The sequence below is a fragment of the Rhodococcus sp. YH3-3 genome, from assembly GCF_001653035.1.
GTDB classification, from domain to species: domain Bacteria; phylum Actinomycetota; class Actinomycetes; order Mycobacteriales; family Mycobacteriaceae; genus Rhodococcus_F; species Rhodococcus_F qingshengii.
This window is the reverse complement of the sequence record NZ_BCWH01000001.1, coordinates 115,981-137,817: the sequence shown is the minus strand read 5'-3', so window position 1 is coordinate 137,817 and position 21,837 is coordinate 115,981. Positions and strand designations below refer to the sequence as shown.

The 21,837-nt window shown below is 61.0% G+C and carries 19 protein-coding genes and 2 pseudogenes; 7 read left to right on the top strand and 14 right to left on the bottom strand.

Going from position 1 to position 21,837, the window contains the following annotated elements; translation table 11 throughout:
* Positions 1–194 precede the first annotated feature (194 nt).
* Complete coding sequence (locus YH3_RS00785) at positions 195–1,475, top strand: IS256 family transposase (protein WP_007732099.1); 1,281 nt, start codon at positions 195–197, stop codon at positions 1,473–1,475.
* Here YH3_RS00785 and YH3_RS00780 read toward each other — a convergent pair.
* The 4 genes from YH3_RS00780 to YH3_RS00765 all read right to left on the bottom strand — a co-directional run bounded on the left by YH3_RS00780 (position 1,435) and on the right by YH3_RS00765 (position 7,194).
* Positions 1,435–2,751, bottom strand: a complete 1,317-nt coding sequence (locus tag YH3_RS00780; protein WP_064442836.1) for an IS256 family transposase — start codon at positions 2,749–2,751, stop codon at positions 1,435–1,437. The genes YH3_RS00785 and YH3_RS00780 overlap by 41 nt on opposite strands.
* A gap of 675 nt (positions 2,752–3,426) precedes the next feature.
* On the bottom strand, positions 3,427–3,930 hold the full coding sequence (locus YH3_RS00775) for a hypothetical protein (RefSeq protein WP_164490680.1): 504 nt from the start codon (positions 3,928–3,930) through the stop codon (positions 3,427–3,429).
* A 1,088-nt stretch (positions 3,931–5,018) separates the two neighbouring features.
* Positions 5,019–5,450 (bottom strand): hypothetical protein, encoded by a 432-nt coding sequence (locus YH3_RS00770; protein ID WP_125053505.1) that lies wholly within the window; start codon positions 5,448–5,450, stop codon positions 5,019–5,021.
* A 736-nt stretch (positions 5,451–6,186) separates the two neighbouring features.
* On the bottom strand, positions 6,187–7,194 hold the full coding sequence (locus YH3_RS00765; RefSeq protein WP_064442834.1) for an IS481 family transposase: 1,008 nt from the start codon (positions 7,192–7,194) through the stop codon (positions 6,187–6,189).
* Between the two features lie 119 nt (positions 7,195–7,313).
* Between YH3_RS00765 and YH3_RS37095 the strand changes: the two genes are divergently transcribed.
* Positions 7,314–7,436 carry a hypothetical protein gene (locus YH3_RS37095; RefSeq protein WP_274522668.1) on the top strand — a complete coding sequence of 41 codons (123 nt, stop codon included), beginning with the start codon at positions 7,314–7,316 and terminating at the stop codon, positions 7,434–7,436.
* A gap of 332 nt (positions 7,437–7,768) precedes the next feature.
* On the opposite strand, the gene YH3_RS00760 is transcribed toward YH3_RS37095, so the two are convergent.
* The 4 genes and pseudogenes from YH3_RS00760 to YH3_RS00745 all read right to left on the bottom strand — a co-directional run bounded on the left by YH3_RS00760 (position 7,769) and on the right by YH3_RS00745 (position 11,397).
* Positions 7,769–8,203, bottom strand: coding sequence for an ATP-binding protein (locus tag YH3_RS00760; protein WP_157838978.1), 435 nt, complete (start codon positions 8,201–8,203; stop codon positions 7,769–7,771).
* A gap of 390 nt (positions 8,204–8,593) precedes the next feature.
* Positions 8,594–9,878 (bottom strand): annotated as a pseudogene (locus YH3_RS00755) (IS256 family transposase).
* 343 nt (positions 9,879–10,221) lie between these two features.
* Complete coding sequence (locus YH3_RS00750) at positions 10,222–10,455, bottom strand: hypothetical protein (protein WP_030537927.1); 234 nt, start codon at positions 10,453–10,455, stop codon at positions 10,222–10,224.
* A 303-nt stretch (positions 10,456–10,758) separates the two neighbouring features.
* Positions 10,759–11,397 carry a hypothetical protein gene (locus tag YH3_RS00745; protein ID WP_064442833.1) on the bottom strand — a complete coding sequence of 213 codons (639 nt, stop codon included), beginning with the start codon at positions 11,395–11,397 and terminating at the stop codon, positions 10,759–10,761.
* A 467-nt stretch (positions 11,398–11,864) separates the two neighbouring features.
* Between YH3_RS00745 and YH3_RS00740 the strand changes: the two genes are divergently transcribed.
* Positions 11,865–12,872 carry an IS481 family transposase gene (locus tag YH3_RS00740; RefSeq protein WP_064442832.1) on the top strand — a complete coding sequence of 336 codons (1,008 nt, stop codon included), beginning with the start codon at positions 11,865–11,867 and terminating at the stop codon, positions 12,870–12,872.
* On the opposite strand, the gene YH3_RS37245 is transcribed toward YH3_RS00740, so the two are convergent.
* Entirely contained in the window at positions 12,798–13,076 is a 279-nt protein-coding gene (locus YH3_RS37245; RefSeq protein ID WP_371594698.1) for a DDE-type integrase/transposase/recombinase, read from the bottom strand. The genes YH3_RS00740 and YH3_RS37245 overlap by 75 nt on opposite strands.
* A gap of 998 nt (positions 13,077–14,074) precedes the next feature.
* Here YH3_RS37245 and YH3_RS00730 point away from each other — a divergent pair.
* Positions 14,075–14,773, top strand: a complete 699-nt coding sequence (locus YH3_RS00730) for an IS6 family transposase (protein ID WP_082920567.1) — start codon at positions 14,075–14,077, stop codon at positions 14,771–14,773.
* Positions 14,774–15,743: 970 nt separating this feature from the next.
* Here the strand turns inward: YH3_RS00730 and YH3_RS00725 are convergent.
* The 5 genes and pseudogenes from YH3_RS00725 to YH3_RS00700 all read right to left on the bottom strand — a co-directional run bounded on the left by YH3_RS00725 (position 15,744) and on the right by YH3_RS00700 (position 19,169).
* Positions 15,744–16,015: pseudogene (locus YH3_RS00725) on the bottom strand (DUF4235 domain-containing protein).
* Positions 16,012–16,233 (bottom strand): DUF3618 domain-containing protein, encoded by a 222-nt coding sequence (locus tag YH3_RS00720; RefSeq protein WP_003943397.1) that lies wholly within the window; start codon positions 16,231–16,233, stop codon positions 16,012–16,014. Before YH3_RS00720 ends, YH3_RS00725 begins: the two are co-directional and overlap by 4 nt.
* 71 nt (positions 16,234–16,304) lie before the next feature.
* Positions 16,305–17,855, bottom strand: coding sequence for a YhjD/YihY/BrkB family envelope integrity protein (locus YH3_RS00715; protein WP_064442830.1), 1,551 nt, complete (start codon positions 17,853–17,855; stop codon positions 16,305–16,307).
* 381 nt (positions 17,856–18,236) lie between these two features.
* On the bottom strand, positions 18,237–18,800 hold the full coding sequence (locus YH3_RS00705; protein ID WP_064442829.1) for a hypothetical protein: 564 nt from the start codon (positions 18,798–18,800) through the stop codon (positions 18,237–18,239).
* A 102-nt stretch (positions 18,801–18,902) separates the two neighbouring features.
* Positions 18,903–19,169 (bottom strand): hypothetical protein, encoded by a 267-nt coding sequence (locus tag YH3_RS00700; protein ID WP_037130799.1) that lies wholly within the window; start codon positions 19,167–19,169, stop codon positions 18,903–18,905.
* Between the two features lie 464 nt (positions 19,170–19,633).
* On the opposite strand from YH3_RS00700, the gene YH3_RS00690 reads away from it, so the two are divergent.
* The 3 genes from YH3_RS00690 to YH3_RS00675 all read left to right on the top strand — a co-directional run bounded on the left by YH3_RS00690 (position 19,634) and on the right by YH3_RS00675 (position 21,778).
* Positions 19,634–19,837 carry a hypothetical protein gene (locus YH3_RS00690; RefSeq protein WP_149357456.1) on the top strand — a complete coding sequence of 68 codons (204 nt, stop codon included), beginning with the start codon at positions 19,634–19,636 and terminating at the stop codon, positions 19,835–19,837.
* Between the two features lie 140 nt (positions 19,838–19,977).
* Positions 19,978–20,301 carry a MerR family transcriptional regulator gene (locus YH3_RS00685; RefSeq protein ID WP_064442828.1) on the top strand — a complete coding sequence of 108 codons (324 nt, stop codon included), beginning with the start codon at positions 19,978–19,980 and terminating at the stop codon, positions 20,299–20,301.
* A gap of 196 nt (positions 20,302–20,497) precedes the next feature.
* Complete coding sequence (locus YH3_RS00675; protein ID WP_007732099.1) at positions 20,498–21,778, top strand: IS256 family transposase; 1,281 nt, start codon at positions 20,498–20,500, stop codon at positions 21,776–21,778.
* Positions 21,779–21,837 lie beyond the last annotated feature (59 nt).

The following is a 21,837-nucleotide window of genomic DNA, read 5'->3' as shown; positions in this document are numbered from 1 at the left end:
AGCGGGGCGTGTGCTGATTTCATGCTGCTGGTCTCGGGTCTGTCCAGAAAACGGTGTAATTGATTGATTTCTAACTACTTTCGTCCGGCAGACAGCCGTCCGTCGAACGTTATCTCGAAGGCATTCAGGGACTGTCTCTAAATCGGTGTTTCGGCCCGACTAGCTGAGTGAATGCTCGGCGAGGAGGTGCCGAGATGACGACACTGGAAGATGTGACGAAGAAGAGGGCCGAGCCCTCCGCGGAAGCTGCGGCGGCCGCGGAGCTGGTCAGGTTGGCGAAGGAGCAAGGTCTGTCGCTGACCGGTCCGGATGGTTTGCTCAAGCAGTTCACCAAAACCGTCCTGGAAACCGCCTTGAACGAGGAGATGACCGAGCACCTCGGGCACGACAAGAATCAAGCCCAGCCGGAGCGGGAATCGTCCAACATCCGCAACGGAACCAGATCGAAAACGGTGTTGACCGAGGCCAGCGGCCATGTTCCGATCGAGGTCCCTCGTGATCGGGAGGGGACGTTCGAGCCGCAGATCGTCAAGAAACGCCAACGGCGATTGAACGGGGTCGACGAGATCGTGTTGTCGTTGTACGCCAAAGGATTAACGACCGGTGAAATCAGTTCTCACTTCGCCGAAATCTATGGCGCCTCGGTCTCGAAAGAGACTATTTCTCGGATCACCGACAAGGTGCTCGAGGAGATGCAGGACTGGTCTGCCCGTCCGCTCGACGAGGTGTACGCGGCGATCTTCATCGACGCGATAGTCGTCAAAGTCCGGGACGGGCAGGTCGCGAACCGGCCGATCTATGCCGCGATCGGCGTCAGTCTCGACGGACACCGTGATGTGCTCGGATTGTGGGCCGGCACCGGCGGCGAAGGCGCCAAATTCTGGATGTCCGTCTTGACCGACATTCGAAATCGGGGCACCCGGGACGTGTTCTTCCTGGTCTGCGACGGATTGAAAGGTCTACCGGAGGTCGTCGAGAACGTGTGGCCGGCCGCGACGGTCCAAACGTGTGTAATCCATTTGATCCGAAACACGTTTCGACTGTCGTCGCGGCAGCACTGGGATGCGCTCAAGCACGATCTCAAGCCGATCTACACCGCACCGACCGAGACGGCAGCGCGGGCAGCGTTCGACGATCTCGCAGACCGTTGGGGCAAGCAGTATCCGGCGATCATCCGATTGTGGAACAACGCCTGGCAGGAGTTCATCCCGTTCCTGGATTACGACACCGAGATACGGCGAGTGCTGTGCTCTACCAACGCGATTGAGTCCTTGAATGCCCGATACCGGCGGGCTGTCAAGGCTCGTGGCCATTTTCCCACCGAGGCTGCTGCGCTCAAGTGCCTCTATCTGGTGACGCGTTCACTGGACCCGACAGGCAAGGGCCAGGCACGATGGATAACGAGGTGGAAGCCTGCTCTGAACGCGTTTGCGATCACGTTCGCCGATCGTTGGCCGGGATCGGAAACTTACTGATGGAAATCCGCCGAAACACCGTTAGCGAGATAGACCCGGCATTCAGTGCTGCCTTCCATCGGTTGGACCAGCGCCTGCGGGCGGTGCCTTTCGGGTCGAGGCTCATGATGGCCAGATACACGCATTTCAAGGCCGCGGCCTCGGTCGGAAAGTGTCCACGGGCCTTGACAGCCCTGCGGATTCGAGCGTTGACACTCTCGATGGCGTTGGTCGTGTAAATGACCTGCCGGATGGCGTTGTCGAATTGTAGGAACGGCACGAACTCAGCCCAGGCATTGGTCCAGAGCCTGATGATCGCGGGATAGCGTTTCTCCCATTTGTCACTGAACTCTGCGAATCGGTCGAGCGCGGCCTGCTCCGACGGAGCCGTGTAGACGGGTTTGAGGTCCTTGGCGATCTCGGACCAGTCCTTGCGGGAGGCATAGGCGTAGGTGTTACGGAGAAGATGGACCACACAAGTCTGCACGATGGTCTGTGGCCACACTTGCTCGATCGAGTCGGGTAGATGCTTGAGACCGTCGCACACGACGATCAGAACATCCTGCACACCACGGTTTTTCAGCTCGGACAACACCCGAAGCCAGTACTTCGCTCCCTCCCCGTCGCCGTGCTCACCGACCCACAATCCGAGGATGTCGCGGGTGCCGTCGACAGTCACCCCCATCGCGACGTAGATCGGCCGGTTGGCGACGTTGCCCTCGCGAATCTTGACGTGGATGCAGTCGATGAACAGCACCGGGTACACAGGGTCCAACGGCCGGTTCTGCCACTCGGCCATGCCTTCCATCACCCGCTCGGTGATCGTCGAGATCGTCTGCTTGGACACATCGGCTCCGTACACCTCGGCCAGGTGTGCAGCGATCTCACCGGTCGTCAAACCCTTGGCCGACAATGAGATCACCATGTCCTCCACGCCTGAGAGCCGACGCTGCCGCTTGGCCACGATCTTCGGCTCGAAGGAGGAATCCCGGTCACGGGGCACCTCGAGTTCGACCGGGCCGGCCTCGGTCAACACGTTCTTGGCTCGTCTGCCGTTGCGGGAGTTGCCGCTGCCCCTCCCTGCCGGGTCGCTCTTGCCGTATCCGAGGTGGTCGTCCATCTCGCCTTCGAGCGCGGACTCCACGACTAGCTTGGTCAGCTTCGACAGCAATCCACCATCTCCGGTCAACTGCAGCCCTTCGGCTCGCGCCTGCTCGACCAGCTCTTTGAGCCGCGCATCGCTGATACCCGGCTGAGCCGAGTTCGTCTCTGTCTCACGATCAATCACATCAGTCATAGTGGCGTATCTCCTTTCAGAGTTACACCGTTGTTCTTACAGTCCCGCTGGCATCCGAACAAGCCAGATGCCACAACACTGAGGTGGGCTCAGCTCAAACCGTCACTACCGGTCCGGCGAGTCGCAGATGGGCCTGGGTCTAGCCGTCACGGTGGTCTCGACTCAAGCTGTCATAAACATCGGGTTCGAATCTGGTTAGCATCTTGTTGCTGCGGTGATTCTGAGTGGTCAGTTCGTCCGCGCAGGACCTGCCCTCCGGCTGTCCACTCGCCGGGGGCGGCGGGCTTCTACCTCGTCCCGATTGTCACACGTTCCGAATATGTCGGGTGCGTGGCGACGGTACAGACCCGGCCCTCGTCGGAGAGTGAGGAACTTGGTATGACCGCCAATGGATCATCTGCCAAAGCGCTTCGTGATGTGCGGCGGGCACAGTCGAGACGAAAGCTGGCGGGCATCTCATGTCTTCGGTCTCTTTACTTCGAGCGCCGGTTGTTTCTTCGTCCGTGGTGATGGCTTGGTCTGTTCACGACGTGGTGGAGTGCCAGCCGGCAGGCCGGGCGAGCGTGATCGTGCTAGGTGAGGCGCGGGTGGGAAGAGTCTTTCGGGATGGGAATCGCGGGATCGTGGTGGTCAAACATTCGTCCTGCGTGGCTCGGCTTTTGGTGGACTGGACAATCAGAGGAGCCCTGTCTTTTTGAAGAAGCTAGTGACAGCAGCGCTGTCGGTCATGCTGTAGACGTCGATTGTGAGGCCGGTTTCCATGTTGACGTAACTTCCCGATACTTGTCCGGTGGCGCCGTCACTGATGTTGACTCCTGCTGTGCGGGAGTCGTTTTCGACCAGGGCGTAGTTCCCGTAGTCGTATTCGCCGTATCCGAGAAGTGTCTTCTTCGCTTGTTTCAGGTCGAGGCTGGCTGTGAAGCGATTGCCGTATTCGGAGAAGCTTTCGGCGAGTTGATTGGATTTTTTGATATCGCAGCTGATCACGAGGGCACCGTCGGTGGTGAAGGTGGATTGGCGACAGTTTTCGGAGGCACTGCTCAAAGCTGTGGGGAGGGCCGCTTTGACGGTGTCGGCGTCGGTGACCGGTCCGGCAGTCGTGGTCGTTGAGGATGTGCTGCCAGCGGCGGCTGGATTGTCCACGTTCGAGTTGCCCGGTGACGGGCGCAGAACGATCACGGCTGCCACGATTGCGCCGATGACGACGAGAGCGCCATGATCCTGCCGATTGACTTACCTGGAAACGCGCGGCTTCGAAACATCAGGCACACGCTTCCGGGCGGGGGATGCGCGCGGGCGATGGGCGTTCCCAGCGCCGTTGGACTCGCGCCGCTTTGCACGATCAAGTGACCAACCTGACGGCGCTCGTGGCACTGGAGTTGGTGCAGTGCAGTTGGGAAACCGACGGGCGTTCGACGGTTCGGAGCGTCGGACGATGAGTTGCCGGGGGCCATGTTGTCTTCGTCAAGCGGCAGTCACGGCGAGTAATCGATAGGGTTCATGGTTCTTGAGCATGGCGTAGAGAACATCGCAGCGACTTCCGGCGAGGCAGATGGGCGGCGGTGTGCTTCTTTCCTTCGACTCGTTTTCGGTCGTAGTAGGTGCGACTGGCAGAATCGTGCAGCACGACGAACGCCGAGAGGAACAGGACGCGTTTGCAGTCGCGGGAGACGGGCGTCCCGCCTCCCGTCGAGTGACCAGCCGGTCGACGGGCGCCCACAGGAAACATAACTGCGAAACCCACTACTGCACAAGGATTTCCTGATTTCAGGGTCATGTCAGGCGCGCCGGCCGCGCCAGGGATGTCCGTTGAGTGATTCGATCTGTGCGCGGCGGTCACCTGTTCTGCTTCCGGATGGGGAGCTCGCTGGCTGATGATCGGCGCGCATCGAACCTTGGCACCGATGCTGGAGTCGCTCCGTAAGAGAAGCAGGGTCAGTGCTACAGACTGTGCGTCGTAAGGTTGGTCTCTCACGGCGTGCAGAGCCCGCCGGCGCAGCACTCACATGTGAGCTGGCGGGCACCACCGTTTTCTGGCAGCATTGCCTGAACCGTCTGCATCGACGAGTCGTGGACCACCGTAGAGAATAGATGTGGTGGTCAGTGGCCCGCCGAGGAGAGTGTCGGCTCCCTCGGCGGGCCGGTGGGATTGCGGCGAACCGTGCGGTTCGAACACGCCCGAAGCCGGCCGAGGCGACCGTCCTGCGACCGTGAGAACTGGTTCCCGATCGGTGCCGCTCTCAAACAGTGCCGGATCAGGGGCGGCCCTACTTGGTCGCCAACTCCGGGCACCGGTATGCCACTGCTCTTTCAGCGACACGAGTCATCATCTCCGCACTGACCCCGGTCTCGGTCGCCATCGCGGCGGAGACGGCCCCCAGTGCTCCCGGCCCTTGGGCGTTCTCCATGTCCAGACACACGATGTTCGACATCTGCTGCGCCGCCACGACAGTGACCTGCTCCCCGGTGATGGAGGCGAAATCGGCAGCGAGTTGGGCAGCTTCCTCGGGGCGTTGCTGGATTTGCGCTTGCGCGCCCTCGTTCATCATCTCCCCGAATTCGTCTGTAGGAGCGGGGGCGGAAGAAGATGCGCCGACAGTGGGCACAGCAGATTCTTGCAACTCCGGTGGAGTCTCGTCCTTGTCTGCGCACGCGGTGATTCCAACGGCTATCGCGGCAACGACCAGCAACTTCTTCATGCTGGTCATCTCATCAGAGAAACCCGCGCACGGATACCCGAGCTCTCTTTCTGCACGTGGATTCCCTCGTGTGAGTGGGCGTCGATGGTGGACTCGAGGAGGTCGACGGACCACGGGTTCTCCGGAGCAATGACCGATCCTTGAGAGGTCCATTCCGGTTCTCGCAGTCCGGGTGCTCGAAACCAGCTGTGCTGTTCTCGGAACTGATTTTCTTGGCAGGGTCTTCTCGGCGAGACCCCTTTTCGGTCCTTACCCGGTTGCAGCATGAGGCGACGGTTGCGGTGCTCGCACGAGCGTCAGCACGACGGTAGACAGGGTGCCCCTGCGGCTTGCATCTTCGTTGGCATCGGGCAGCCGCGCCAAGCACAGCTCGCGGTGATGCTGTTGGACCTCGTGACGCTCCCGGGGCGTGATCCAGTCACCTTCGTAGACGAGATCTCCGCAGTATCGGCACCGCGTAGAGAAGTATCCTGTGGCCGGATTCGGTGCGTTGATCTTCGAGATTCTGCACTCCTCTCGCGTAGAAGGGGCCCTGCCTCCGTATCGACGTCGCCGTCGTTCCGCCGGGCCTCCCTGGCAACTGCCGCACGCTTCAGGTGGCTGCAGCGTCCCCGTTTCGCGCAGTGGGGCTGCTCAACCGGAGCGTATCGAACGTCATGCGGATCATCAGGGAAGGGACGGCGCGCGAATCTTTCGAATACGTCCCAGGTAATCCGACGGAACGGCGAGGTCGACCCTAGGTGTACGAGGCACGGACGTTGGTTACGCGATGCTGGCGATAAGCAGCGGGCGGTCGTCCTCCGCGTGTTGAATGCGGTCGGTGATAATTGTAGTGAACGTTCCACACCTCAACGGCAGTACGTCGTTGCTCCTCGCTGGTGTACTCACGGGAGTACAGCAGCTCTTCGGCGAGGATGCGGTTGTAGCGTTCCACTTTCCCGTTATGTTTCGGGGTGTACGGCTTGATCCGGTAGTGCCGCGCCTCTCGTAATGAAACGGTGAAATCGGCTGCCCGATAGCATGATCCGTTGTCGGTGATCACGCGCTCGATACGGGTGATGCCATGCGCCGCGAAGAAGACGCGGGCGTTGTTCATGAAATCGACGGCTGTTGCTGCGGTTTCGTTGTCGCGGGCCTCGGTGTACGCCAGGCGCGTATTGCCGTCGATCGCGGAATGCAGATAGGTGTAGCCGATGCGGGCCTGTTTGTTCCTCGTTTTCCGGCGCTGCGATCGCTTGGTCTGCTCGGAGCCTCGCCCGTGGGCACGCCACCCGCCACCGTCCGGAATTTTTCCGACTTTCTTGATGTCTACATGCACCATTTGACCAGGTCGTTTCGCGACGATGACCTGCGGTTTTCGGTTGGTTTCGCCGTTCGGGTCGATGAACCGGCGGCGGTGCAATCCCAGGTTCCGCAGGATTTTCGTGACAGACCGGCGAGCAATGGTGATGCCGTCGGTACGCAGCTCGAACGTGATTCGCGAGGCCGACCATTTCCGGGTTCGGCGCATGGACTCGATCTCGACCATGATCTCCGCCGGCGTGGCGTTCGGGTGGTGTTTCGGTGCGCTGGATCGGTCCTGAATTCCCAGGTCACCGTACTTGCGATACCTATTGACCCACTTGGAAGCGCATTGTCGGGAGATGCCCATTTCGGCGGCGACGTGGGCAATCGGACGACTCTGGCACCGCTCGATCAGGCGTCGTCTTCCCTCGACGGTGAGTGGGGCATTACGGTGTGTCACAGGGCTGGTCCTTCTTGGTCGAGAGCGGCTATTTCGTAATTCCTATTCTCGCGCCGAGGACCAGCCCGTCTACTTCAGTCCCGCGTCAGCAACGTCCATACCCGCAACACCTAGGCGGAGTGAAAGGTGTATCGCCGGCTCATCGCAGCGAGGGCCTCGTCGTCGTCGGAGAAGGCAGTCGCCTGCGCCCAGATCAACGCTTGCAGGTAGTCCTGATGGCGTTGGAGAAGTTCGTCGGTTGAAAGCCCTGCATACAAAGAATCATTCGTCTGTCCTCGGCCCTGGCGATGCCGGCGCCTGGTACGCCGCGAGAGCAGCAGCACGGCGACGACGACTTGCAGGCATGAGTTTTCACCTCGGCTTCGGAGGGGATGCGACTACGAAGCCGAGGTGACCTCACACGCATGTACTCGAGCAACTCGTCGACTCCACTACCACCCACAGCAATACCAGAGCTATCGACACCACATCGACTATCGTTACAGTGAATGAAGAAATGTAATGGATCGCATGCCGGAACGGCGCCGGGAACGTGTCGGGTCCGGTGCGTCTCGATCCGGGTGATCGGCGGGACTCATCCGCCTGATGGGAAGGCTTTTTCCACGCTGATGGTGACGGAGAGTTCGTTCGCCGCGGGTGGTCTTGCGGGTTTTTGGTCGAGTGTCGCGTTGTCGACGAGGGCGGCGAGCACGAACCATCCGAACGAAGAACTAAGGGCGTCGACCGGAGCGTGGGTGGTGGCGGTCAGGTACACCCGCAGTGAGCCGGGACCACTGTCGACGACGCACACCACAGCGCTCGCGCTGCGGGCGTGACTGACGAGAATGGCAGCGGCTTCGTCCACGGCGAGGACGAGATCATCGAGTGCATCCCGCGAAAGAGGATGACGAGACACGACTGTGCGCACCATCGACCGGAGCATCCACAGGTGGTCGGGAGAGGCCGGAACGGACAGCGACAGGGACGAGGCGGTCGGTGAGACGGTCGCCTGCTCGAAGCACATGGGCATGGGGCTCCTGTTACACGAGAAAAGGTGCGAACCCCTGCGATGTCCGCGATCGCACCCTCGAACGAGGAATTTGATCCCCCGTCCAGTTAACCGGAATGTGTAGGCCCCAAACATGGGCACAGCTCAGCAAGAAGGGCACACGTCGCCGACTGCCGAGGCGACCCTCTGCGCGTCGAGGTGACAGCGATTTCGTGTCCGCACGTTTTTCCGTCAGCTCAGAACTGCGGTCACTTCGGATTCCATGAGAATTTCAGGTTGGACGATGGACGAGCCGAGCTGATTGCAAGAGGATGCACCGGCACAATCACACCGTGCAGTGCATCGCCCGGACACCGGTGCAGCTCCAGCGCGGGGTCTGTCCAGAAAACGGTGTAATTGATTGGTTTCTAACTACTTTCGTCCGGCAGACAGCCGTCCGTCGAACGTTATCTCGAAGGCATTCAGTGCTGCCTTCCATCGGTTGGACCAGCGCCTGCGGGCGGTGCCTTTGGGATCGAGGCTCATGATGGCCAGATACACGCATTTCAAGGCCGCGGCCTCGGTCGGAAAGTGTCCACGGGCCTTGACAGCCCTGCGGATTCGAGCGTTGACACTCTCGATGGCGTTGGTCGTGTAAATGACCTGCCGGATGGCGTTGTCGAATTGTAGGAACGGCACGAACTCAGCCCAGGCGTTAGTCCAGAGCCTGATGATCGCGGGATAGCGTTTCTCCCATTTGTCACTGAACTCTGCGAATCGGTCGAGCGCGGCCTGCTCCGACGGAGCCGTGTAGACGGGTTTGAGGTCCTTGGCGATCTCGGACCAGTCCTTGCGGGAGGCATAGGCGTAGGTGTTACGGAGAAGATGGACCACACAAGTCTGCACGATGGTCTGTGGCCACACTTGCTCGATCGAGTCGGGTAGATGCTTGAGACCGTCGCACACGACGATCAGAACATCCTGCACACCACGGTTTTTCAGCTCGGACAACACCCGAAGCCAGTACTTCGCTCCCTTCCCCGTCGCCGTGCTCACCGGCCCACAATCCGAGGATGTCGCGGGTGCCGTCGACAGTCACCCCCATCGCGACGTAGATCGGCCGGTTGGCGACGTTGCCCTCGCGAATCTTGACGTGGATGCAGTCGATGAACAGCACCGGGTACACAGGGTCCAACGGCCGGTTCTGCCACTCGGCCATGCCTTCCATCACCCGCTCGGTGATCGTCGAGATCGTCTGCTTGGACACATCGGCTCCGTACACCTCGGCCAGGTGTGCAGCGATCTCACCGGTCGTCAAACCCTTGGCCGACAATGAGATCACCATGTCCTCCACGCCTGAGAGCCGACGCTGCCGCTTGGCCACGATCTTCGGCTCGAAGGAGGAATCCCGGTCACGGGGCACCTCGAGTTCGACCGGGCCGGCCTCGGTCAACACGTTCTTGGCTCGTCTGCCGTTGCGGGAGTTGCCGCTGCCCCTCCCTGCCGGGTCGCTCTTGCCGTATCCGAGGTGGTCGTCCATCTCGCCTTCGAGCGCGGACTCCACGACTAGCTTGGTCAGCTTCGACAGCAATCCACCATCTCCGGTCAACTGCAGCCCTTCGGCTCGCGCCTGCTCGACCAGCTCTTTGAGCCGCGCATCGCTGATACCCGGCTGAGCCGAGTTCGTCTCTGTCTCACGATCAATCACGTCAGTCATAGTGGCGTATCTCCTTTCAGAGTTACACCGTTGTTCTTACAGTCCCCCAGCGCGTGAGAGGCCCTCGGTGGCCGAGGCGGTGATCAGTTTCAGAGAACGACTGAAGGTTCGGCGCGACATCATGACCGAGACGATCGCGCTGGCCGGAGCCGGCATGATGCCTGTGTGTGGGGCGCCGCACTCTCGATGAATTTTGCCGGACATCCGCATCAGCCGCGGAGCCGACGAACTGCGAACCGGATTACGGTTGTCTTTCAGCTAGGTCAGTGCTTCGCTCAGCGCTTCACCGCTCTGGCGGGTGCCGTCGGTGGAGGCTAATGCCGCGCCGTCGGGATCGGCTTGTTCAGGGGTGCGGGTTCCTGCGTGGTGCGGGTTGGATCGTTGCTTCGAGTCGGGTGAGCCGTTGTTCCAGGGCGCTGGTGACGGCGAGCAGTCCGAGCAGGGTGGGTTCGGTGATGTCGCGACCATGTTGGGCGTGATCGAGCAAGGTGGTGCGTAGAAGCTGGCACATGGCGGCGTCGTCACTGATGGGTAGTTGTTCGAGTGCGGCGGTCAGACGCTTGGCGGGGAAGGTCATGGGTAGCTCCTGCACATGTCAATCATGCAGGCACAAGAGATGAAGTGACTGCCTGTCGTGGGGTGGGTGGTGCGCTGGAACCGAGGCGGAAAGCAGCGCACCACGAGCAGGAATGTTACTGCGTCAATGCTGATCGGCTGGTACCCCGGGGGTGAGGAGTGCTCTTGCCCTGCGGTCGGCGGCGACCTCGGCGCAGGGTTGGCTAAGGACGCTGGGCTCTTCGGAGGAGCGGCATCGACGGCGTTCGACGGAGTGGCAGATTCGGTGAGGGGCGTAGTAGCAGCTCCGTCTACTTCTCGGTGCTCAGCGTGAGTCGAGAGTGCGCCACAGTGGCGGGGTGTCGTCGCCGTCGCTGTTGGCGAGGGTGCGGATTCCGTCGGCGTCCTGGGCGAGGATGTCGGCGAAGTGGGAGCGGTTGGCTTCGTCGAGTCCGTCGGGGAGGTTCGCGCCGCGCAGGATGGATGCCGCGGCCGCATCGAGGTACCGGGCGATGCGGAGGAGCAGTGGACGTGGGGTGGGAACGAGGGAGGTGTGAGCGTCGGCGGTAATCATGCCGAGGGTCGAGAGCAGTGACAGGCCGGTGACGGCTTCGATGTCGTCGAGGTTGATGTGGGCAACTTTCAACGCTTCGGCCAGTGCTGCGGTGGTGAGTCCGACGGCGGCAAGGGGCATGGAAATACTGCGTTCGAATGCGATGAGGTCGGCGCCGGGGGCTTCGTCGGAGAGCGAGACCGCCAGTGATTGGGCGAATGCAAGGAGACGCTCTTCCGTGAAGGCATTCTGCGCGGTACGGCGACTGATACCGATCAGTGTTACGTGTTCGGAGATTTTGTCGGCGAGAATTGTCTGTGCTTGGGCGTCGGTGACGGTGAGCCCGAGGTCGAGCAGAGCGGCCCGAAGTTCGGCCGATCGTGCGGCGAGCCAGATGGATCGCGGTCTCATCACTGCTCCCGTGAAGGTGAAAGTTGTGTTGTCGAGGTGAGCTTAGATCGACCGTCATCGAGCGAACACGGGGGACGCTTGAAGACGCCGAGAGATCAGTCGAACAGTAGGGGTCCCGTCCTGGGGGATTGTCACATTAACGTGAATGTTCGGTGACACGGTGTGTTCGGATGCGTGGTGATACAACGGCCTTGTCGCAGGCGCCTTTTCAGGCGGGGACGGCGCTACCGGTAGCCTCGCGCCATACGGCGAACTAATCAGCCATCACCTGCCGGTACTCACCGGCCGACAGCAGCCCTTGAGCAGGTTTCGGAAGAACTGTTTGGCCGCCTTGGTATTTCGACGGGACTGAACTAGCTGTTGCGGGTACGGACGTTGATGACGCGGGACTGAAGTAGACGGGCTGGTCCTCGGCGCGAGAATAGGAATTGCGACCTAGCCGTTCTCGACCAAGAAGGACCAGCCCTGTGACACACCGTAATGCCCCACTCACCGTCGAGGGAAGACGACGCCTGATCGAGCGGTGTCACGACCGCCCGATCGCCCACGTCGCCGCCGAAATGGGCATCTCCCGACAATGCGCCTCCAAGTGGGTCAACCGGTATCGCAAGTACGGTGACCTGGGATTACAGGACCGATCCAGCACGCCGCACCATCAACCGACCGCTACAGCGGCAGGGCTTGTGGCCGAGATCGGAGCAATGCGCCGGAGCCGGAAATGGTCGGCTTCACGAATCACGTTCGAACTGGGCACCGACGGCATCGTCATTGCTCGTCGGACGGTCACGAGAATCCTGCGGAGCCTGGGATTGCACCGTCGCCGGTTCATCGACCCGAACGGCGAAACCAACCGAAAACCCCAGGTCATCGCCGCCAAGCGACCTGGTCAGATGGTCCACGTCGACGTCAAGAAAGTCGGGAAGATCCCGGACGGCGGCGGGTGGCGTGCCCACGGCCGCGGCTCCGACAAGGCCAAACGATCCCAACGCCGGAAAACGAAGAACAAGCAGGCCCGCATCGGTTACACTTACCTGCATTCCGCGATCGACGGCAACACCCGCCTGGCGTACACCGAAGCCCGCGACAACGAAACCGCAGCAACAGCCATCGATTTCATGAACAACGCCCGCGTCTTCTTCGCCGCCCACGGCATCACCCGTATCGAGCGCGTGATCACCGACAACGGATCATGCTACCGGGCAGCAGATTTCACCGTTTCATTACGCGAAGCGCGGCACTACCGGATCAAGCCGTACACCCCGAAACATAACGGGAAAGTGGAACGCTACAACCGCATCCTCGCCGAAGAACTGCTGTACTCCCGCGAGTACACCAGCGAAGCTGAGCGGCGCACTGCCGTCGAAATCTGGAATGTTCACTACAATTGCCACCGACCGCATTCAACACGCGGAGGACGACCGCCCGCCGCTTACCGCCGGCATCGCGTAACTAACGTCCGTGCCTCGTACAACTAGCACGTCCAGGACTGTGCCGTCTTGGTCGACGGCATGCCACAGGTAGTGCTGAACTCCGTTGATCCGGACGAAAACTTCGTCGAGGAACCACTTGTCGCCGGGGCGAGCACGGCGGCGACGCAGCCGATTCGCGTTGGCCTGCCCGAACTTGTCACACCATCGCCGGATCGTCTCGTAGGAGACCACGACACCACGTTCGAGCATGAGTTCCTCCACGTCGCAAAAGCTCAGAGTGAACCGAAAATCGTGAACCGAAAATACAGCCACACACAATGGTCGATGATCTCGCTGGGGTAGCGGTGACGCTTGTACGACGGCGCGGCGGTGGTGGTCACGATCGAAATCGTGCCAGCTGGCCCTCGATAGCTCGTCAACGTGACAATGCCTCGGGCCCACTCCCACCGGGCACAGATGTGATCAGACGGGCCTGCTTAGCAGCGCTGGAATACTTGACGCCGCCGATCTTGCAGGAGTGATCGTGGTGGAAGAATGAGGGGATGCGCCCGAACAGGTAACCCGACGGTTATCTGCATGGGCTGGAGTTCCTGGGCGGGGTGTACCCCGATGATTCGAGGGTGATCGCCGAGCGCGGGATCGTGGCCGCGCTCGATGATGATGATGATGATGATGATGCGTTCGTGCTCTTGCTTCGCTTGGTCGGACCAGATGCCCGGCGTTCGCGGATGAACTGTGGCAGTTGATCAGTGGTTTTCTGAACAGTCGCCGCGTCGAGGAGTTGTTCGGTAGCTCGGAGAATGCCGGGTTGGCGGATCTCAACACAGAGAGGTCCGAGATACCGCCCACCTCCTACTCGACCGAGGATCCAAGGTGAGAGTGCCTGACGGCTACCATCGTGCCAAATAATTCAGGAAGAACGTGCCACATAATTCCGAGACTCACACGGTGATGCTCGTTAATTTTCATGATGCGTTTGACTTGCGTGAAAGCCCAAACAGTGGCGTTCGGTACGCCCGAGGCGTACCCGACCGGCCGTTGCATAATCAGACGGACCGATACTGAGCCGCAACCGGACGCGTAGCTTTCCCGTTCGAGATGAACCTACGACCACCTGATGCTGACGTGCAGCGGCATATCGATCGGAGGCCTGTAATCCGCCGATTCTGTCGTCATCACTACCTTTCCCACGGCACTGTCACGTTGTTGAACGCGGCAAACTGGGAGAATGTGGCGTGAGCACCGCAATGCTGTCGTACAAGGGCCACCGCTACCCGGTCGAGATCATCAATCACTGTGTGTGGTTGTACTTTCGGTTCCCGCTCAGCTTCCGTGAAGTCGAGGAGATGATGCTCGAACGCGGTGTCGTGGTGAGTTACGAGACGATCCGCCGGTGGTGCGCCAAGTTTGGGCAGGCCTACGCCAACCAGCTGTGCCGACGGCGGTCCAGGCCCGGCGACAAGTGGCATCTCGACGAGGTCTTCATCAAAATCAACGGCACACTGCATTACTTGTGGCGGGCGGTCGACCAGCACGGGAACGTGCTCGATGTGCTGGTCCAGTCGCGCCGAAACGGCAACGCCGCCAAGCGATTCTTCCGTAAGCTGCTCAAGGGCTTGCAGTATGTGCCGCGGGTGATCGTTACCGACAAGCTGACCAGCTACAGCGTCGCTCACCGCGAGATGCTGGCCTCGGTCGAGCATCGCCGATCCAAGTATTTGAACAATCGGGCCGAGAACTCGCATCAACCCACCAGACAGCGGGAACATGCGATGAAACGGTTCGCATCGGCCCGGCACGCGCAACGTTTCCTGTCCGCGTTTAGTTCGATCTCACCGCATTTCCGGCCCGGTCGGTATCGACTGACCGCGCCCGAATGGCGTGCCGAGATGGCCGACCGTTTCGCGGTCTGGCAGGAAGTCACCGCGGCCGGTGTCGCCGCCTGAAAGTGAACTGCCCCAGCAGTGCCCTGTAACAGAATGCCCCAAACATCCTTCGCCGCTTCACTTTTCGATTAACGTGACAGTGCCCGGGGAACTATCTGGCCGTACGCGGGGAGAAACCATGGCCACAAAATGCGCCATAAATGGCCGCCAGTGGGGAGCTTACGACGGCCGTCGACATACCAGGTCGACGCGTTGCTGCGAGCCGGGCTCGACGCCGAAAACAATCATACCGACCACGCGAGTGCGAAGGCCTCACGCTCACAGTTCGATGAACGTTCCCCGTACCACCGTGTACGGGCACCTCAACACACGCACCCGGGCTGCGAGTTCGTCGGCTGTACCGGTGAACATGGTGGGCTGCGGTCCCTTTTGTGGCGATGCTGTCGCCGCGGATCTGCCTCTGCGGCTACGAGCCGAGCACCAGAGCCGAAGACGCCCACCAACGCGCGGACCTTCTTGGTTCGGTCATCGCCCGATCTCATTGCGACCAGTGCGAACCGCCGCCGGCCTTCGATGTCGCGTGCGCGGTGTGCGGCGACGGGCCGAATCCTCGCCGGCGATCTCGCCCAGGCCGCCCACAGTGGTGATGGTTTTCCGGACCCGGTGCGCCGGTGGCTCACAGCGAGCGGATGGACCGTACCGTCTGAGTTGCGGTGCCCGGATCACGCCTGAGGGTTGACGTCGTTGTCGTTGTCGCAGCGACTCGTCAGTCCTGTACTCCACGCCGAAGGCGTCGGAGAAGGGTGCACATCGGTTATTGCCCGGGTAATAACGTTGGTCTGCCCACCTGCACCAAGATGGTCGGTTCGTCCGCGTCCCCCGGCCGTGCGGCGCGTCGTATCTTCACGCGAGCCGGTCCTCACGACTGGTTCCATCGACCAGGCCGGGCCGCGGCATCGTCGCCGACCGCGCATCTTTCGATGCCGAGAGTCAACCCACTTATTTCGGCAACCTCGGTGACCGAGAACGTCTACACCGGATCTTCGTGAGTCAAGGCACGATAACCGGTGGCACCGGCTCGGTCCACTGCTGCCTTGACCAGGCCGAAGAATGCCCCTTGAATGACTGCGGCAATCAATACTTCTCGGACACTACGGTGGAGATCTTTCGGGTTCGGTGCGGCCGCGTCGTTGTCGTCGACGCGCTTCCAAATCTGTTTGAACACCACGCGGCGGCGATACCGCCGAGCACGCTCGTCGCCAGGGAGAGCGGTTTGTAGATTGCTTTCACGACCGCGCTCATCGATCACTCCTTCTGTGAGACCGCTTGCGGCGGAAGATGATCAACGCGACGAGGGCGATGCCGAGCGAGACTGCGGTGAGGATTTGCGGGTTTTCTTTGGCAAAGGCTTTCGCTTCGTGCAGCTGTGCATTCGCACTGTCCTGCACCCGCGCGGGTACATCCGCTTTGGCGGCGAGCGCGGCGACGGTGTCCGCGAGATCGGCGCGCTGTTCTTCCACGCTCCGCTCCGGGTCAGTCGACGCGGTCGCCCCAGGTGGAATGCTCTCGGACGGGTTGTCATGACTGTCGGTCATCGGATGCCCTTCTTGATGGTGGAGATGTCTTCGCTGACGCTGGCCGCGGTGTCCTGCGGAACTGGTGGTAGTGCCTTCTTGGATCGGGTTGCGCCCACCGCGGCCACCGCTCCGCCGATCATCAGAACAGTAACGCCGACGATCAGCGCTGCGAGCCAGGGGGCAACGACGGTGGCGAGTCCGAGTACTGCTGCGGCGATCAGAGTTGCGAGTCCGAACAACGCCAAGACGGCTCCCGCTCCGGAGATGCCGATCCCGATCCCGAGTCGGGTGCCTTTGTTTTTGACTTCGTCCAGTCCGGCGGCGATTTCAGTGCGCACCAGTGTCGACACTTGCTCGGTGAGTCGCTCGACGAGTTGAACGGTCGACAAGTCCGCCGCTTGGGGGGAGTTCGGCGTAGGGGTGCGCTCAGCGTGGTCGCGTGTGGGATCACTCATCGGTGTTCCTCCCGGTTTCGGTGGGTACGGGTCGGCAGAACTAGCAGCCCTGGACTTTTCGCTACCGTGGTCGGAGATGTGCGCCTGACGCAACTCTCGCCCACGTTCGACCTCGTCGGCGTCTTTCTGGGCGTTCTTGTCCGAGACGCGAGTGTCTCTGGGCGGGAGTTGGAGTTGTTCTTCGGCGGCGATCCCGGCTTGAAGTTGTCGTCCGCGTTCGAGTTCGGAATCGAGTTCTGCGCCGAACAGCAGTGCAAGGTTGGTGATCCACAACCACAGCAGGAACACGATCGCGCCGGCGAGGGAGCCGTAGGTCTTGTTGTAGCTGCTGAAGTTGGCGACGTAAAACCCGAAACCGACCGATGCGAGGATCCACACCACAATGGCCAGGGCGGCGCCGCCGCTGATCCACCGAAACTTCGGTTGCTGGATGTTCGGAGTGGCGTAATACAGAATCGCAACGGCGAGAACGACGAACACCAGCACCACCGGCCAGCGAGCGATATTCCAGACAGTCAAGGCGGTGTCTCCCGCCCCGATCACATCGCCGATCGCTCGTGCAACGGGCCCACTGATCGCCAACATCGCTGCAGCGCAACCGATCAACGTCAACGCGACGATAGTCACCAGCAGCATCACCGGCCGAAGTTTCCACACTGGACGGCCTTCGTCGACCTCGTACATGCGGTTCATCGCACGCCCGAACGCTCCGACATACCCGGAAGCGGACCATAGCGCACCCGCGATACCGGCGATGAGGGCGAACCCAGCCGCCGGGGCTTGCACGAGCTGCTGAATCGGTCCCCTCAGGGTATCCACTGCCGAGGATGGACCGAGGGCGCCGACAATTTGCAAAACCGCATCCACGGTCGACTGACCTTGGCCGAATACTCCGAGAAGGGAAACCACTGCCAGGATCGCCGGAAACAGCGACAGCACAGCGTAATACGTCAACGCAGCCGCGAGGTCAGTGCACTGATCACGCGAGAACTGGCGAGCGGTCGAGCGCAGTACGTAGAGCCACGACGATTTCGTCAGCTCGGTCGGCGACTGCGGTTTGCGAGGGTCGTCCGGGTCCGCCTCGACCGGAGCGGTGTCAGCGCCGGTCATCTCTGATCAGTTCCTCTCGCTCGAACTTGTACGTAGTAGTTGCGCAAAACCTGTTCGTCATCAGGAGTTAGAGCATCGACATGTCCCCGCTCCGGTGCAGCGCTGACCTGGGCGCCGGTGAACGGCACTCGCAGGCTTTGCCCGTCACGATAAGCACCAGTCAGGGGAACCAAGGCATACCCAGCGTCATCGAAGTCCACAGTCACCCAATGCGGTGACGCTGTGATCGGATCGAGAAGCAACGACCCGATCACACCGATAACATCGCCGTCAACTCTGATTACCTGCCCTCCGCGCAGCAGTCGAGCGTCCTCCACCGTAATCGTCGAACTGTCACTGTTTTGCATCATCAATCGTGTCTGTTCGGGAAACAGTGCGGGTTCACTTGCGGACACGACGGGCCAGAGTGGAACCGAGCCCGGTGAGAATTTGTGCGGGGCGTTGCTGCTCGCCCTGCTGCGCTCCCAGAACGACGATGGCCCCGGTCAGAGCCGGCAGAGCCCACTGCACATACTGCAGTTGCCGCTGAGCGGCGGTGACCTCGTCGGGGGTCGAGGGCGCCGGTTCGGTAGCACCCTCGACGTATTCGCCGTCTGCTGTGGCGATCTTGGCTCCGAGGACACCGCTGTATGCGGTCGCCGCAAGGGCAGCGCCCGTGACAACGATCTTGGTGATCGTGTTCGCTTTGACCCCGCCCTGGTGTTGCGCTCGGTCCCTGTTCGCATACAGCAGTGCCCCGCCGCCGACGAGGTGAGTACCGATAGCGGCCGCGTTGACCGGAGCCCATTTCGCCCATCCCAACGAGGCGACCCGTGCGCGGTCCTGGGGGTCACGAACCGCATCGGCGGCGCCGTTAAGACCGACTGCCCCCATCAGCGAGCCGCCGAACCATGCTGCTGCTCCGAGGTCGTGCAGACTGCGAATGACGGTATTACGTGATGGCATAAGTTCCTCCTGGACTGGGATGGACGGTGGCGTCGGGGGATGTCGCCGACTTCGAAGCCGCTCGATGTCGCGAGGTGAGTTGCGGCAGCGAACTGTGGTCTCTCACGTAGTGAGCGTGCCTAGAACGAAGCGGAAAGCTACCGCGGTGCCGAGCGTAATTGCCAAGCCTGCGGCGACGTTGGTAAGCAGCCACCCCACCGTGAGGCCCAGGACAACAGCTGCCATGACCACCAACGCGACATCGATGAAAGGCCCACGCGGGATGCCTCGAAGCATCGAAGCGATACGCCGCCCGACGTCCGCTGCACCCCAGCTCGCGCAGGTGAAGCTGATCTCGCTGTGCCGAGTTGGTGAGACGGCGATCGTCATTATCGGGCTCCCGACTCTGTGAGTGCTTTCTTCGTACCTACGTCAACAACACTCTAAAATCTATACCATCGGATACAGATTATGAACAGCTGCCGAGCTGTCCACCGATTGAAAGGGGCTGCGTCATTGGTTGTTGCGTAGTTTCCTGATCTGCGGAGATTTCGTTCTCCGTCAACGGCCGAGGGCTCCCTTCTTTCTCATCCGTGTTGAGCACATAACCGCTGAGTACACGTTCGGGCTTCCATCTATGCGGGCCCAGAGGTGTGGAGGTCTTCTGAAGATCGCGGGCATTGAAGCAGAGTGGAAGGGGCAGAAGCTGGCAGAACCCGCCTTTGGTGTCTAAGGATTGGACGTCTATGCGCGCCGATATGGAGGGGCAAGTTGTGGAGTGGTTCGTATCGATATGGGATGAGGGATCCGGTTTTCTTCGCTATCGCGGCGGCTCCGGGTCCGATCGTGGGTGGGTGATCGAGCAGGTGGTTGCGGCGGGTTGCGCCGTCGCGTTCGGTGGTGATGGTTCGATGACCGGCCTTGTGGGAAACGCGGTTATTGCCGGCATGCCGATGGATTCGATCGCCTTCGGCGACTCGGCAATCAGCGATGATGATCTCGTCCGGTTGATCAGCGCCCGTTTCGATCGCGCGTGGGGCTGTATATCGCCTACCTGAGTTCCCCGTGCTCCCGACGTCTCTACCGGACTTTATTCCGCGAATGAAGAAAATATGTATCGTGGAGGTCAGATTAAATTTTTGTGCGTATGCAGTTAGGGAGTCGTGATGATGTCGGCCGAATTCGCTCAGGTGTGGCGATGACGAACAAGCGTTCACAGCAAGGGGTCTATGGGATTTCGGGGATGTCGGAGCTTTCTGGAGTGGGCCCTCAAACGCTACGACTGTACGAGCGGCGCGGTCTTTTGGCCCCCACTCGCACTGCAGGGGGGACGCGCCGGTACAGCGACGTGGATCTGAACACGTTGGACCGAATCACCGCACTGATCGACGAGGGGGTCAACGTGGTGGGGGTTCGGTTGATTCTCTCCTTCGAAGCCCAGAATGCACTGCTTGAGGCGCGTCTCGGTCAGTTCAGTGGGGCGGGACCGCTTCAGCGTGAGCGCCGTCTTCGCCGAGAGTGACGAGGCCGAGCCCCTCGCCGGTAGGAGAGACGATTGCTCCTTCGGAGCGACTGATGTCGCCGAAGTCTGCGTCCGCGAGGATCTTGTTGCCGTCCGCTTCGAGTTGTTCGAGAGCAGAATCGAAGGCGTGGGACTGTCTCTAAATCGGTGTTTCGGCCCGACTAGCTGAGTGAATGCTCGGCGAGGAGGTGCCGAGATGACGACACTGGAAGATGTGACGAAGAAGAGGGCCGAGCCCTCCGCGGAAGCTGCGGCGGCCGCGGAGCTGGTCAGGTTGGCGAAGGAGCAAGGTCTGTCGCTGACCGGTCCGGATGGTTTGCTCAAGCAGTTCACCAAAACCGTCCTGGAAACCGCCTTGAACGAGGAGATGACCGAGCACCTCGGGCACGACAAGAATCAAGCCCAGCCGGAGCGGGAATCGTCCAACATCCGCAACGGAACCAGATCGAAAACGGTGTTGACCGAGGCCAGCGGCCATGTTCCGATCGAGGTCCCTCGTGATCGGGAGGGGACGTTCGAGCCGCAGATCGTCAAGAAACGCCAACGGCGATTGAACGGGGTCGACGAGATCGTGTTGTCGTTGTACGCCAAAGGATTAACGACCGGTGAAATCAGTTCTCACTTCGCCGAAATCTATGGCGCCTCGGTCTCGAAAGAGACTATTTCTCGGATCACCGACAAGGTGCTCGAGGAGATGCAGGACTGGTCTGCCCGTCCGCTCGACGAGGTGTACGCGGCGATCTTCATCGACGCGATAGTCGTCAAAGTCCGGGACGGGCAGGTCGCGAACCGGCCGATCTATGCCGCGATCGGCGTCAGTCTCGACGGACACCGTGATGTGCTCGGATTGTGGGCCGGCACCGGCGGCGAAGGCGCCAAATTCTGGATGTCCGTCTTGACCGACATTCGAAATCGGGGCACCCGGGACGTGTTCTTCCTGGTCTGCGACGGATTGAAAGGTCTACCGGAGGTCGTCGAGAACGTGTGGCCGGCCGCGACGGTCCAAACGTGTGTAATCCATTTGATCCGAAACACGTTTCGACTGTCGTCGCGGCAGCACTGGGATGCGCTCAAGCACGATCTCAAGCCGATCTACACCGCACCGACCGAGACGGCAGCGCGGGCAGCGTTCGACGATCTCGCAGACCGTTGGGGCAAGCAGTATCCGGCGATCATCCGATTGTGGAACAACGCCTGGCAGGAGTTCATCCCGTTCCTGGATTACGACACCGAGATACGGCGAGTGCTGTGCTCTACCAACGCGATTGAGTCCTTGAATGCCCGATACCGGCGGGCTGTCAAGGCTCGTGGCCATTTTCCCACCGAGGCTGCTGCGCTCAAGTGCCTCTATCTGGTGACGCGTTCACTGGACCCGACAGGCAAGGGCCAGGCACGATGGATAACGAGGTGGAAGCCTGCTCTGAACGCGTTTGCGATCACGTTCGCCGATCGTTGGCCGGGATCGGAAACTTACTGATGGAAATCCGCCGAAACACCGTTAGCGAGATAGACCCTACAGCCCACCAGGACTGCGAG

Excerpts from the sequence above, each read along its gene's own strand:
- YH3_RS00760 (WP_157838978.1), bottom strand. The coding sequence starts at position 8,203 with ATGCCCATGTGCTTCGAGCAGGCGACCGTCTCACCGACCGCCTCGTCC.
- YH3_RS00730 (WP_082920567.1), top strand. The coding sequence starts at position 14,075 with ATGCTGTCGTACAAGGGCCACCGCTACCCGGTCGAGATCATCAATCAC.
- YH3_RS00745 (WP_064442833.1), bottom strand. The coding sequence starts at position 11,397 with ATGAGACCGCGATCCATCTGGCTCGCCGCACGATCGGCCGAACTTCGG.
- YH3_RS00770 (WP_125053505.1), bottom strand. The coding sequence starts at position 5,450 with ATGAAGAAGTTGCTGGTCGTTGCCGCGATAGCCGTTGGAATCACCGCG.
- YH3_RS00675 (WP_007732099.1), top strand. The coding sequence starts at position 20,498 with ATGACGACACTGGAAGATGTGACGAAGAAGAGGGCCGAGCCCTCCGCG.
- YH3_RS00705 (WP_064442829.1), bottom strand. The coding sequence starts at position 18,800 with ATGCCATCACGTAATACCGTCATTCGCAGTCTGCACGACCTCGGAGCA.
- YH3_RS00785 (WP_007732099.1), top strand. The coding sequence starts at position 195 with ATGACGACACTGGAAGATGTGACGAAGAAGAGGGCCGAGCCCTCCGCG.
- YH3_RS00700 (WP_037130799.1), bottom strand. The coding sequence starts at position 19,169 with ATGACGATCGCCGTCTCACCAACTCGGCACAGCGAGATCAGCTTCACC.
- YH3_RS00780 (WP_064442836.1), bottom strand. The coding sequence starts at position 2,751 with ATGACTGATGTGATTGATCGTGAGACAGAGACGAACTCGGCTCAGCCG.
- YH3_RS00685 (WP_064442828.1), top strand. The coding sequence starts at position 19,978 with ATGACGAACAAGCGTTCACAGCAAGGGGTCTATGGGATTTCGGGGATG.
- YH3_RS37245 (WP_371594698.1), bottom strand. The coding sequence starts at position 13,076 with ATGCTCGAACGTGGTGTCGTGGTCTCCTACGAGACGATCCGGCGATGG.
- YH3_RS00715 (WP_064442830.1), bottom strand. The coding sequence starts at position 17,855 with ATGACCGGCGCTGACACCGCTCCGGTCGAGGCGGACCCGGACGACCCT.
- YH3_RS00750 (WP_030537927.1), bottom strand. The coding sequence starts at position 10,455 with ATGACCTTCCCCGCCAAGCGTCTGACCGCCGCACTCGAACAACTACCC.